The 12,500-nt window shown below is 37.5% G+C and carries 10 protein-coding genes (2 of these 10 cut by a window edge); 4 read left to right on the plus strand and 6 right to left on the minus strand.

Going from position 1 to position 12,500, the window contains the following annotated elements:
• Positions 1-948, plus strand: partial view of an LIC_10230 family protein gene (locus FHG67_RS18160; RefSeq protein WP_016759090.1) — the 3' portion only. The gene continues 60 nt to the left of window position 1, outside the view; only the last 948 of its 1,008 coding nucleotides appear in the window; the start codon falls outside the window, past its left edge; it ends in the stop codon at positions 946-948.
• Between the two features lie 529 nt (positions 949-1,477).
• On the opposite strand, the gene FHG67_RS18165 is transcribed toward FHG67_RS18160, so the two are convergent.
• On the minus strand, positions 1,478-2,392 hold the full coding sequence (locus tag FHG67_RS18165) for a hypothetical protein (RefSeq protein ID WP_142499872.1): 915 nt from the start codon (positions 2,390-2,392) through the stop codon (positions 1,478-1,480).
• A 359-nt stretch (positions 2,393-2,751) separates the two neighbouring features.
• Here FHG67_RS18165 and FHG67_RS18175 point away from each other — a divergent pair, with 359 nt between their 5' ends.
• Both FHG67_RS18175 and FHG67_RS18180 read left to right on the plus strand, forming a co-directional pair.
• Positions 2,752-2,937 (plus strand): transposase, encoded by a 186-nt coding sequence (locus FHG67_RS18175; RefSeq protein WP_232423639.1) that lies wholly within the window; start codon positions 2,752-2,754, stop codon positions 2,935-2,937.
• A gap of 303 nt (positions 2,938-3,240) precedes the next feature.
• A complete protein-coding gene (locus FHG67_RS18180) occupies positions 3,241-3,561 on the plus strand; it encodes a phasin-related domain-containing protein (protein ID WP_004497525.1) in 321 nt (106 codons plus the stop codon).
• A gap of 78 nt (positions 3,562-3,639) precedes the next feature.
• On the opposite strand, the gene FHG67_RS18185 is transcribed toward FHG67_RS18180, so the two are convergent.
• The 4 genes from FHG67_RS18185 to FHG67_RS18200 form a co-directional block, all read right to left on the minus strand.
• Positions 3,640-4,326 carry a hypothetical protein gene (locus tag FHG67_RS18185; protein ID WP_016758843.1) on the minus strand — a complete coding sequence of 229 codons (687 nt, stop codon included), beginning with the start codon at positions 4,324-4,326 and terminating at the stop codon, positions 3,640-3,642.
• Between the two features lie 6 nt (positions 4,327-4,332).
• Positions 4,333-6,162, minus strand: a complete 1,830-nt coding sequence (locus FHG67_RS18190; protein WP_004500013.1) for a CHAT domain-containing protein — start codon at positions 6,160-6,162, stop codon at positions 4,333-4,335.
• A gap of 148 nt (positions 6,163-6,310) precedes the next feature.
• On the minus strand, positions 6,311-7,039 hold the full coding sequence (locus tag FHG67_RS18195; protein ID WP_002556183.1) for a hypothetical protein: 729 nt from the start codon (positions 7,037-7,039) through the stop codon (positions 6,311-6,313).
• A 34-nt stretch (positions 7,040-7,073) separates the two neighbouring features.
• On the minus strand, positions 7,074-7,979 hold the full coding sequence (locus tag FHG67_RS18200; protein WP_010577212.1) for an RNA polymerase sigma factor: 906 nt from the start codon (positions 7,977-7,979) through the stop codon (positions 7,074-7,076).
• A gap of 37 nt (positions 7,980-8,016) precedes the next feature.
• Here FHG67_RS18200 and FHG67_RS18205 point away from each other — a divergent pair, with 37 nt between their 5' ends.
• A complete protein-coding gene (locus FHG67_RS18205) occupies positions 8,017-8,916 on the plus strand; it encodes a M23 family metallopeptidase (RefSeq protein WP_004497138.1) in 900 nt (299 codons plus the stop codon).
• Positions 8,917-9,286: 370 nt separating this feature from the next.
• On the opposite strand, the gene dnaE is transcribed toward FHG67_RS18205, so the two are convergent.
• Positions 9,287-12,500, minus strand: the 3' portion of a protein-coding gene (gene dnaE / locus FHG67_RS18215; RefSeq protein ID WP_016761187.1) for a DNA polymerase III subunit alpha. 305 nt of this gene lie beyond the right edge of the window; the window shows 3,214 of its 3,519 coding nt (coding positions 306-3,519); the start codon falls outside the window, past its right edge; its stop codon occupies positions 9,287-9,289.

The raw sequence follows: 12,500 nt of genomic DNA on the forward strand, positions 1-12,500 counted from the left end.
ATGTCTTTCGAGCCGATCTTTTACGATCCTAAAGACATGGATTCCATGGAAGTTCTTTTAGAGGGGTCTGGAAGAGAATTGGCTCCGCAATGGGGAATTGAAAGAGGACTAATTTCGAAAATCCGACTCACTTCCGCAGTTATGGAAGAATTAAACGAAAAAACGATTCCGGCCGACGCACAACTCGAAGCGACCGTAGATAGGATAAGCCGAATTCTTCTCGGACAGAAGATAATGTTGTTTATTTACGGATTTTTAATATTACTTTCCATTACTTCCTTTTTAGCCCTTTATTATAAGGCGTGGTTTTATACGTATTTAAACAGAAGTTTGTATTTGATTTCTATTCTTCCCGTTTTAATGTCTCTTCAACATCCTTTGAGAAGCATATCGCAAACTCCCATAGTTGGGGCGATTTCGTCTGTTTTTCTATTCGTATTAACGATTTTATTAATCTATATGCTTTTTATGATCTCGAAAGTTTACGAAGAGAAAGAAGCTGATCGCTTTAACGTTTTTCAAACCATACAAGACGGAGAGGAGAGAGAATTTCAATCCGCGTCTTCTTCGAGAATTTCGTGGGTTCCCATGTTGTTTCATTTTGGGGGAATCATGTTGGCGGGAATCCTTCTGGGAAATTTGGTTTACATTCCGATTTTTCTTTTACAAAAGCATTATTCGTTCGAGTTCGGAATTCTACTGATCGTTCTCCTTTTGTTGATGATGGCTTTTTACATTCGCAATTATTTTAGAATGGGAAAAAACGAAGAGCTAACTTACACCGGAAATGTTAATTTATCCGTAAGTTATCTTCAATTTAGAGTGATTCGAAATACGATCTTTATTGTGTTCGCAGTCGTAGGAGTTACTCTTTTTGTGGTTCTTCTTTTTACGATCTTATCGATAAATACCTGGGTTCTCGACTTTGCTTCCAGTAAAGGTTTATAATCTCTTTAAAAGTCATCTCAAGACAACTCAGAAAACTTTTGAGATGATTTTTAAGAAAACGTAACAGTTCTATATATTAGAAATCCAACATAAAAGAAATGGTCGATTGAAGCAGTTTTGTGAATCGTCTCTATGGAATTTTTCAAAAACTTTATTATATAAGGAATTATTACTCATATTTACATAATAGAGTGTCCAAAATTCTGCGTCTAAACGTGGGATTTATACTCAAATTAACGGTACTCTATTTTATAGGGATCGGTAAAACAGCAAAAATTGATTTGAAAATCATTATCCGTAAGAACAAGAACTACTGCATTTGTTGTGAACTCTCAATAAACTAACATGAGTTCGGCGTAAGAAATCCACGATTCATCTTTCTGTAGGAAGTTGGAATTTGAACTCTGTAAATTGATTCTTAAAATGTGGGAACTACAACAAATCGCGATTTTACGAGCAAATTTTAAAAGCAGGAACTTCCACTTTTAGAAAATTCTTTTTATTTTCTTACGACCCTGCTCACGTTAAACTATGATTTTTTTGGGGAGTTTTGAGACAAATTTGAATTACGTTTTTTAAAAACTTTGAGTATATCAAGTTCAAAACCTCTATGCTTAAGCTTACCTATGTCTCTCCGAACATTTACTTTCGTGATATGTCCAGTTTGATCCGTCGTTAACAATAATACGTCCTTTGATTTTAAACGTTGATATTCTTCTCGATATAAAAAATTTCTCTTCAAATCGTAATATTCATGCCAATGAATTATTGCTCCTGTCGGGTGTAAAGATACGTGATTCGGGTCCGAAAATTTTTCTATTCCAATTTGATATCCATAAATATCACTAAACAAACAATCGAATAAAGACGCATTGCCTTCTGAATTGCAGTCAGAAAATAAACCTTTGTATTTTTTAGAAGCAAGTTCTTCCGAAACATGAAAATACCCTAAAGTATCAAAGAGTTTTGTAATGTTTTTTATGATTCTTTTTTCGTGTTTTTCCGTTTTGATTATTTTTCCGAATTCATAATAATTTTCTTTTTTATTGTAAACTATATAGTACAGGTTTATGGTATAGGCCGGGATGATATAATTGACGTAGATTTCGAAAATTCTGGCTTCTTGACACTTTATCGCAAGTTTTTTATCCCAATCATATCCGCTTTGAATATTTGAATTTAATAAAATTTTAATATTCCAAGACAAATCTCCTAAATAATCCCATTGTATTTGGCGATAATTTTTATCCCGAATGCATTTTACATTCCAATCAATAATGTTATTTCGAATCGTAAAAGGATGCGTCGTGCAAGTTTTAATTCTTTTTTTCCATTCATTTGTTTTCTTACCATCAAAACTAAAGCCTTGAATTATTTTTTTTAAAAGTCTTCTATCCTTTCCAAAATATTTTAGAGTTTCTTGAATCAATTGTTTTGGACTCATATTTACAGGTTATCTCCCAAACTAACATGATGAAGTTCACATGTTAAGAACCTAGTCTTTTTTAAGGAGAAAACGGCGTTATAAACGAAAATATTTCCGAATTTTCTTACGTTAAACATCCGTTAAATTATAGGGAACCTCTAAAAACCCGGTTAAAAAGAAGTACCCAACGAACATTGGTATGTAAAAATTAGACAATGAATAATTTTGAACTATTTGAAACCCAGAATCGTATCCAAAAGATAGAAAACTTAGGGACCCATTAAAAAACTTCAAGAGTTAATAGATTTTGAAAACTATCGAGAAGAATTAGAAAGTATGAAGCGGAACGGAACCAATCGCTTTCCGAAGATTCAAAAATTCTTAATAAACATTTATCGAAAGTTCGTTCGAGGGTAGAACACGTTTTTGCAGACATTCAATCCTTTGGAGGAAAAAGAATTCGATGTCGCGGATTAGCGAGAGCCCAGTTGCAGATGTTTCTGAGCAACTTCGTCTACAATGTTCGTCGATTTGTTTTTTTATCAGGGGCAAGTTATGCCTGATTCTTTTTCGGGACGTCAAAGATGACCCTAAATAAGTCGTTTAACGTTTTTTGAAAGGGATTCATCAGCGAATTTCATGGATTCAGTTTCATTTAACAATCTTTAACAGGACGTTTTTAGAGGCTCCCTTAAAAATGAAACCCTCTTTCCATTCTGCGCCAAATTCCTCATATATATTTCAAAAGTTTTCAAATTATAGTACCATAATCTCCATTTATTTATTTTAATTACCACTTGACACTTTATTGTGCGCCGCATAATTTTGGTCTATTCACAGTGCAGAAAAATAGAGGAAAAAAGCTTATGGAAAAAGAAATCAAGGAAGCGCTTAACTTTGCCATTGGGGCTGCGAAATCACTCCGAGAGCAAGCTGATAGCATTCTCCTGAAAGTTGAAAAAGAATTCAAAGATCTTGCCTCCAAAGGAGCGCAAGATCAATCCGAGGTTGCCAAAAACCTTAGAAAATATATAGAAGACGCTCTTCATTCGGTTGAAGGCGTAGCAGGACAAGTCAACTCGAAGGTAGAGGAAGTCAAATCAAAAGTTAGTCAAAGTGTTTCATCTACAAAGATTCCTTTGAACGGATCTTCAAAGACAAAAGCAGAAACTGCGGCTAAACATTAATTATTTTCCTTCCTGTGTTTTTAGATACAGGAAGGATTTTATCATTTCCAAACTCTAAAAATCACAAGAACAAAACCCTTAAGAATCAATTTCGTTTGATAAATCTGTAGCGGAAGCAAGGCTTAATCTTTGAATCAATCTTTCCTGTGCGGATTTTTTTTTCTCTTCCATCGAGATTTCAAAAGAAGTATTCATCATTGCTACGTTTTGGTCGATTTTTCTTTGAATCAGTCGCTTTAAAAGTTCTTTCTTGGATTGAAACAGTTCCTGGATAGAAATTCCTTTTTGAGAAAAAGTTTCTTCGATTAAGTCGATAGTTTCATAATCGGAAGCAATTGCCGAATAAGTAAACGAATCCAACTTCATCTCACCCAAAAGATCTTCCCAAAGTTTAGAACTTTTGCGCTCCATATTTCTGCATTCGTAACCTTGACAGATCGAAGAACCGTAAAAGGAATAATTTTGACTGAGAGGGTCTCCGCTGAAAACTGGATGAATCATACATCCTATTCTTTTTCCGAAAGCTCCCAAAAAAGGGCAATTATAGACGAGTTCGTCTTTTCTCCGAATGGTTACTTCTTTTTTTTCTCGAACCTTTCGATATTCGGCCATCGTCCAAGGTTTTTGAAAGTCCACGGAATTTTTAAATTCTTCTGTCCTTTCGAAGATCAATTTTCGAATTTTATCGAAACTCAGATCCAAATTGAAAATCCCACAACAGGATCCGCATGAAAAATTACCCCTTCCGGGTTGACAAAGACTCAAAGTATTTTAAATATTCTGAATGGAATTTTTTTCCGATTTGAAACCCGGAAAACTGAGTTCCAAATCCTTAGTTTCAGGATTTTCTATTACGTTACAAAGCATCGGAATGATCGTCATTCTATTTTCATTGAACACGATCACTTTACCACGGAATTTTTCTATCTGCTCCCCGATATAATCCTGTTTGACCACCGGAGCGACTACCAAAGAAGCTTCGGGTTTTATTCCGCGAAAGAAAAGGTGATTGTTGGAGTTCGTAGAAACTAGAAAGATACTTGTCTTTTCCAATTCTTCCAATTCCATCAGAAGATTTTCGTAATAATACTGAAAAGAGATTAGATAACCGTCGGCAGAATCCGATAAAATTTGTCCGCGTCTATAGAGTTCAATCCATTGAATCATCTTTTGAATCGTATCTTTGTTCACTTGAAGAACTTCCTGAATATTGCTGATAAGCGGACTGATCTCAAGTTTTCTAAAATCCATAAGGCATTGATAAATCAATTCCCACCATTTCTTGATTTCCACCGCGTCGTCCGGGTTATTCGGGATATACTTTCCCAAAGAGTGATACTGGTGATCACTGAAGATAATTCCACCGATGATTTTGGAAAATTCTTCAAATGAAAAAATCAAAGACTGAATCAATTCAAAAGAAGATTCGGTTTCCTCTTTCTGTTTTTGAGTGAAATTATGATAGGAAGCGGCAATATTTGAAGGGTAAAATTTTGAAATTAGAGTAGGATTGATAATTTTTTGGATCGATTTTCCTTTGGTCGGATCCACTATTACTTGTTGATTTGGAATTCCATGCAGAGAATAGTTAGTCCACGTAAGATCGTTCGTATCGAAAATTCTTCTTGCGTATTCTTTCGCTAAGAAAAGAGATTCTCCGATACTTCTATCACCAAACAGATACGTATAAAACTGAATCGTAAAATCGATCGTATTCTGGTTATCGACGATCTCCCAATTGGTTCCGATAAAACTTTTGATCCCGGACATCAAAAAGGCCCCGGCAAAATTATTCATCAAATCGGAATTGAGAGTTCTAGACACATTCGAGTTGGATTGACAAGAATTCGAAAATACCAAATCGGTATTAAATCCCGAATTTTTGATTTCTCTCGCTTTTAAGATCTTTCCTTCGGAGATTTGCCATCCATTTTCCAAAGGATCGTCCGAAAAATAAAGATGTCCGGAGTAATGAATGATATTCTTACCTTTGATCAAAGAAAGCAATTTTAGTTTCGTCACTTGCCTTCCTCCAATGAACTCAATTTCCAATCGGGAAGCGGAAACTTGTTCGCTAAGAACCCTAAAAAGTTGTTCTCCCTCTTTTTGAGCCCATTCCAGATCTTCCGTGGGATCCGCAACGATAAGCATCCTTAATTTTTCTTTTTCTTTAAAAACGTTCTGACTCGATTCTCCTCGAACCGTTTTTCCGATAAAAAATTTATCCGACAAAAAACAAGTTCCATCATGTAAAAGTTCCCAAGGAATGACTCCAAGTTTGGGATCCATGTTCAAGTGAAGGTATTTTTCCGTTGTAAGTCTCAGTTTTTCTTGAATCGGAGCGGGAAAGAACTGATCGTAGAAAGTTTCTCCGAGAATTTTCAGCTCGTGAAGAATTTCAGTTTCCAAAGTTTTGTGACTCATCCCTTTGGAATTTACTGCATTGGAAACGCGGACTAAATTTTCAATTTCCTTAATATATTCTAGAATGAGATCTTCATCAATGGTGGATTGTAGATGCGACTCCGATCCGCTTCCCGACGTATCTAATATGTTGAATACGTTTACACTTCCGACTCTATCTATAATCAGGTTCAACATAGTTCAAAATCCAGGATCAAATTGTAACACTGGAACGTTTTTTTCCAGAATTCTTTTTGTTTGGAAAAATAAAAAGGAAATTCCCTTACCGGAATTTTGATTTCATACAATCTTGGAAATTTCTTTCCGAAGAGTTATTTTTCCGGTTTTAAGCTTCCAAAAGAATAAAAAGATCCAACGATTTGGAATTTTCTTTCCCTTGAAATTCTACCGTGTATTTTCCTTCCCTAAGTCCGGAAAAATTAGCGATTCCTTCGTTATTGAATTGGTTAGAAAGAATAAATCTCGCGTCCTTATAAAGATTTACTCTTTGAAACGAATTAGAATCCGGTGATTCGATCTTAACACTCAAAAATGCTGTTTCAGGGGTTTCTTGAACCAATTGATATGTAAATTTCGAATTATCGAAAACTTTTTCTTCAAAAACAACAAATTCGGAAGGATCTTTCGTCAAAGCCGAACGCATGGAAGGCGCATAATCTACTCTTGTGTTAATTTGAAGCGATTCTACGAGACTTTCAAAGATTCGGGCCCCGGACTTTCCCAATTTTACTACAATAGACTCCTTGGATGGAGATTTCCTTGTAAGTTCCAATGAGACGTAACGTTTCAAATATTCCGGTATGTCTTTTGTTAGATAACCTGCCAAATCCACCTTTTGTAAATCGATCGCCTCTTGAAGCTCGGAAAACTTTCCTTTTTTAGAGGCTTCGTCCAGGTACGACAAAGTCGAAGCACTGATACCAGCCTGGATCGATTCTTCCATTTGGATGAGTTGATTCTGTAGTTTTATGTCTGTATCTACATTGATCTTTTCTCCGTTTAAAAGTAAGAGCAGAAGCTCGTTTTTTTGATTTATTTCAGATCCCGAATCCATTTTGTTCTCCAATAGCATAAAAAGACGGAAATTTCTAAAAATCTAAATCACTAAAATCCAGCTTTTTCTGAATTTTTTCAATTAAACGGAGTAAAGTAACGCTTACGTTCCCTTCCGAAATTCCAATTAGATCCGCAACTTCACGGTAAGGGGTTCTTGCTAAAAAATGCCCCTTCTTTTTCTTTTCCAAAAGTTTCTTACGCTGTTCATATTTTTTCTTCAAGGCGTGAGAAGTCTTATCCACTTCCATGGGAAGAATGGGTGCAATTTTGGCCGTATTTTGCTGTTTTTCCTTTAGCTCAAGTATATTCAAATAAAGAGTGGTGATCTTGTCTTCCATCCTAATATTTTCCTCTTCCCGATTGGAAAGTTCCGATCGGAGATGAAGAATTTTTTCTTTAAGCGCATCGGGGGATAATCCCGTTTTTTCTAAAAGATATTGAACTTCGTCTTCGTTTAAGTTTAAATAATAAATGTAGGAAAGTTTAAAAATGACCCGTTTATCGACTCCGATTTCTTCGAGAGCCTGGTTGAATCGATCGGAAAATTCACTCGCTTCTTCCTGCATTTCAGGGCGTGTATCCGGTTCATCCTCAATAGTTGCGTATTCTTTTCCTTCTTTGCTAATTTTTCCGAGATTGGTAACTTTAAGTTCTCGTTTGGTCCTTTGCCAATCAATCAACATATTCCTAAGAACCGAATAAAACCAGGTTCTAAAGCTAGATTTCCCCTTAAAGCTACCAAAACGGGATCCGGTTTTTAATCTTTCAAATGCATAGATAAAAAAATCCCCAGCGTCGTCTTCGCTTAGATGAAAAATCTTCATTGGAAAATTGTAGATATCTTCCGAATAAATTTCGAAGAATTGCCTGAGCGCTTCTTCCTCTCCATCTCCGCACCGAGAAATGAGATCTATAGTTTTATCTTTTGACAAATTCATTTTGTATGAGTTACTTGCACTTAGGTTTGAGTCCCGCATGAAAAAATTTCTCTTTATTGTCGCCTGGACCGCGTTCCATCTGAGCATGGAAGCGGAAAATAATAAAGTAATAAATTATCTCGTCCCTGTTAAAACCGATCAACTAGAAAACAAAATCACCTCCACCTTTGGAGAATCCAGGGGAGATCATTTCCACAATGGAATGGATATTTCTTCCATAAACGAATCCGTAATCGCAATGGGGGATGGAAAGGTTTTGTACAGCCGTTATACGGAGGACCATCCTTTCGAAGACGAACTGGGAACCGGAAATTCGGTTTGGTTGGACCATGGATCCGGAAATTTCACCGCTTATTACCACTTGAAAGATAGCAGGATTTCTAAATTATTAAAATCTGATTGGATCAAAGCGGGTGATAAAATCGGAGTCAGTGGCAATTCCGGTCACTCAAGCGGAGCACACCTTCACTTTGTTGTGCTTCGTAAATACGGGTTAGAAATTTTGGATCCTATGAAATTTCTTTCTCCAATTCCAGACAACACTCCCCCTGAAATCTCAAGCTTACTGGTTCATGTGAACGGAAAGTTTACAAACATTAATGACGGTGATAATATCAACCTCTCAAGAGAATTTCCTTTTACGGTTTCGATCGTAGATGCAGGAGAAAAAAAATCCCAAAGAAGGGGAGTCAGTAAGGTTCAATATTTTCTAAACGGTGAAACGCTTCGATCCGCCGATTTCGGAGCCTTGCAGTATTATTCTTCCGAATGGAAAAATCCGGACGGATTTTCCTTTATAAATCTTTATCATAAAGACCAGTATTTAATCGGAAATCTGAATTTAAAGTCCGGCGAAAATACAATCAAAATAGTCGCCTGGGATTTTAGAGGAAACATGAATGAAAGAAGTTTTACCTTTTATGTGAGCAGGCTCTAAACGAACTTGAATTCAGTTCAAAAAAATTAGAAAACCCGATTCGTCGAGTTCGTTCCGTTAAGAAAATCTAATGACTTTATCTTTTCTTTTTTCTGCTTAGAATTTACGGGTATAAATCCGTTCGTTTTATAAATAACCCATCAGAAACTATCGGCTATGTTTTAATAATAGAAATTTTTCAGATTCCGTTTCGTCGAACGATCAGGCCAAATTCCTCCGACAAAATTGAAAGAGATATAAATGAGCGGGGAGTTTATAAATTTTCGAATCGTTTTTTTCGTTTTCCAAATTCCTATTGAAGTTTCTATACATTCTGAAGTTTTGGAACAAGTTCTTAACTTCTGGAACTTGCTCCAAAGAATTCCCACGATCAACCTACGTTACCCGCAACCTGATTTTTATTGATTACTTTAAGCTGTTCCCCAACGGAGTAAAAAACGGAACGATCTCCTAAAAGATCCGCCAATCGGAGAAAGAGTTCGTTGATCGGTTGGATCGAATACGTATCGTGAGCACGAATAACTCTCTTTTCCTCCCGATTTTCTACGATGTGAAAATAAACGGAAGATTCTCCCTTATAACAGGCAAGTAAAGCGTACAATTTCGGAATCAGTTCTGGATCTTCTGTGTGTCTTTCTTCCAGTCGAAGATGAAGTGATTTTTCGAGTTTATCTTCAATCGTCGCATCATCTAAAATTTCGATACTGTTGACTTTAACCTGTCCGCGGAGTTCCGTATCTCCCACTTCGATTTTATCCAAGTCCCCTTTGATAAAGATTGCCTGATCTTCTTTTATGAATTCCTTATATTTCTGATACGTCTTTGCGAATGCGACACATTCGATCTCTCCGGTTCGATCTTCGAGTTTGAAATTTGCGAATTCTTCGTTTCGTTTGCTGAGTTTTATGTTCTTGGAAGAGATAATTCCGGCAACTTCCACCTTACTTCCCGATTTCAAGTTATCGAATTTTTCAATCGGAATCGTCTTTAAACTTTTCAGTTGTTTTTCGTACTTGTCAAGCGGATGACCGGAGAGATAAAGCCCGGCGACCATTTTTTCCCGTTTGAGTTTTTCGTCAATTTCCCATTCGAGCGCGTCTTTCGGAAGATTGAGCGTAAAAGAACTTTCCGTTCCCCCAAAAAGAGAAAATTGTCCTTCGTTTGCCCTTTCCTGCTCTCTTTGAGCAAAAGTAAGAATGGAGTCTACGGATTCGAAAAGACATTTCCGAGTGTATCCAAAAGAATCCAAAGCTCCCGCTTGGATGAGAGCTTCAAAAACCTTTTTATTAATCAACCTCGTATCTATGTTCAGAGCGAAATCCTGAAGAGTTTTGAAACTTCCGGCCTTATTCCTTGCTTCGATAATGCTGTTTGCCGCGGCCTCACCCACACCTTTCATTGCGGAAAGTCCGAACCGAATCGTGGTATCGTCGATCACATTGAAAGAAGCTTGCGATTCGGAAACGTCCGGATTGAGAATTCGAATTCCCATCTCTCTCGCGTTGTTAATGTATTTTACGATATCAGTTGTCTTACCGTGATCCGACGCAAGAAGTGCGGTAAGATATTCGATCGTATAGTTCGCTTTCAAATAAGCGGTTTGATACGTAATGATCGCATAAGCCACCGAATGAGACTTGTTGAATCCGTAACCGCCAAATCTTTCCAATTGTTCGAAGAGATCCTTTGCAACCTTTTCTTGAATGCCTTGTTTTACGGCCCCTTCTACGAACTGGTATTTAAGCTTTTCCATAAGATCGGCTTTCTTTTTTGCCATTGCCTTTCGCAATACGTCCGAATCTCCGACTGAAAATCCTCCGACAACTCGAGAGATACTCATCACTTGTTCTTGATAAACGGGAACTCCGAACGTCTCTCTCAGAATCGGTTCACAAGAAGGATGCGGATACGCGACTTGTTTTCTTCCGGATTTACGATCCAAATATTCGTCCAACATTCCTTCACCCATAGGACCGGGACGATACAATGCGATCAAAGCGACGATCTCGTCAAAATTATTCACTTGGCTTTTAGCAACTAGATCGGTGATTCCCGTGGATTCTAACTGAAATATACCCAGTGTGTTCGCTTTTCTAAGAAGCGCATATGTGTTCGCGTCATTGTAAGAAATTTCGTCGAGATCGATTCGAACCCCTCTTCTCCGTTCGATGAGCTTGATCGCGTAGTCCAAGGTCGTTAAGTTTTTCAGACCCAAGATATCCATCTTAATCAAACCGATACTTTCTAAGTTGTTTTTATCGTATTGGGTCACGATGGATCGAAAGCCTGGTCTTTCTTTTTCCGCAACCGTGGAAAGTGGAACGACTTCCTCCAATGGGTAAGGGGAAATCACAACACCGGCAGCGTGTCTTCCGGGCTGACGATAATTTCCTTCAAGTCTTTGAGCGATGGCAAAGATCTTATGATTGATATCGTCTTTTTCAGAAAAGTTTTTCAATTCGGAAGAAGTTGTGAGCGCTTCTGCGATGGACATCCCGAGTTTGTTCGGGAATGCTTTGGTCATCTCATTCGCCTCTCCGAAAGGAAGATTCAAGACGCGAGCAACGTCTTTGAGAGCGGCTTTTGCCGCGAGAGAATTGAACGTGATAATTTGGCCGACTTTTTCTTCCCCGTATCTTCTGCGAATGTAATTGATAACTTCTTCCCGTCGTTCCACACAAAAATCGGTATCGATATCAGGCATATCCTTACGATCGGGATTCAAAAATCTTTCAAAAAGAAGATTATGCTGAAGAGGTTCCACATTCGTGATTCCGAGCGCGTAAGCTACGATGGAACCAGCGGCAGAACCTCTCCCCGGGCCGACAGGAATTCCATTTCTTTTTGCATAATTGATATAATCCTGAACAATTAAGAAGTAACCGGCAAACTTCATATTCTTAATCGTATTGAGTTCGAAAACGACTCTATCTTTGATTTCCGGAGAAAGATTAGGGTATTTTCTTTCGATCCCTTCCCAGATCAATTTTTCAAGATAAGAATCGGCGTCGTATCCTTCCGGAACCTCGAATTCGGGGAGAAGATAGTTTCCGAATTGAAGTTTCAAATCCACTTTATTACTAATTTCTAATGTATTATAAAAAGCTTCCGGGATTTCGGGAAAAACCCTCGCCATCTCATCCGGACTCTTTACGTAGAATTCTCCGTTAAATCCGAATTCCATCGGGTCCGTAATACGCTTTTGCATCCCGATTCTAAGAAGAATATCCTGAGCCTCTTGATCGTCTTTTTTTAGAAAATGAGAATCGTTTGTGACTACTAGAGGAATGCCGGTTCTTTTTCCAAAGTCGTAGATTTGTTTTGCCACAGTCATCTGTTCCGGAATTCCGTGGTTTTGGATTTCCATATAAAAATCCTCTTTACGGAAGATCTCATTTAATTTTCCGGCTAATTGAAAAGACTCCTCGATTTTTCCTTCCAGAATCTTCCGATTGACTTCGCCCGCAAGACAAGCCGTCAAACAGACAAGGCCCTGATTGTGTTGAGCGAGGAGGTCGTAGTCAATTCTCGCCTTTTTATAAAAACCTTCCGTATAGGATTTGCTTGAAAGACGTATTAAATTT

It is taken from the genome of Leptospira weilii (assembly GCF_006874765.1).
Taxonomy (GTDB): Bacteria; Spirochaetota; Leptospiria; order Leptospirales; family Leptospiraceae; genus Leptospira; species Leptospira weilii.

Bases quoted from the DNA above. Each gene is read 5' to 3' on its own strand.
- FHG67_RS18195 (WP_002556183.1), bottom strand. From the start codon at position 7,039: ATGGATTCGGGATCTGAAATAAATCAAAAAAACGAGCTTCTGCTCTTA.
- FHG67_RS18205 (WP_004497138.1), top strand. From the start codon at position 8,017: ATGAAAAAATTTCTCTTTATTGTCGCCTGGACCGCGTTCCATCTGAGC.
- FHG67_RS18165 (WP_142499872.1), bottom strand. From the start codon at position 2,392: ATGAGTCCAAAACAATTGATTCAAGAAACTCTAAAATATTTTGGAAAG.
- FHG67_RS18180 (WP_004497525.1), top strand. From the start codon at position 3,241: ATGGAAAAAGAAATCAAGGAAGCGCTTAACTTTGCCATTGGGGCTGCG.
- FHG67_RS18190 (WP_004500013.1), bottom strand. From the start codon at position 6,162: ATGTTGAACCTGATTATAGATAGAGTCGGAAGTGTAAACGTATTCAAC.
- FHG67_RS18200 (WP_010577212.1), bottom strand. From the start codon at position 7,979: ATGAATTTGTCAAAAGATAAAACTATAGATCTCATTTCTCGGTGCGGA.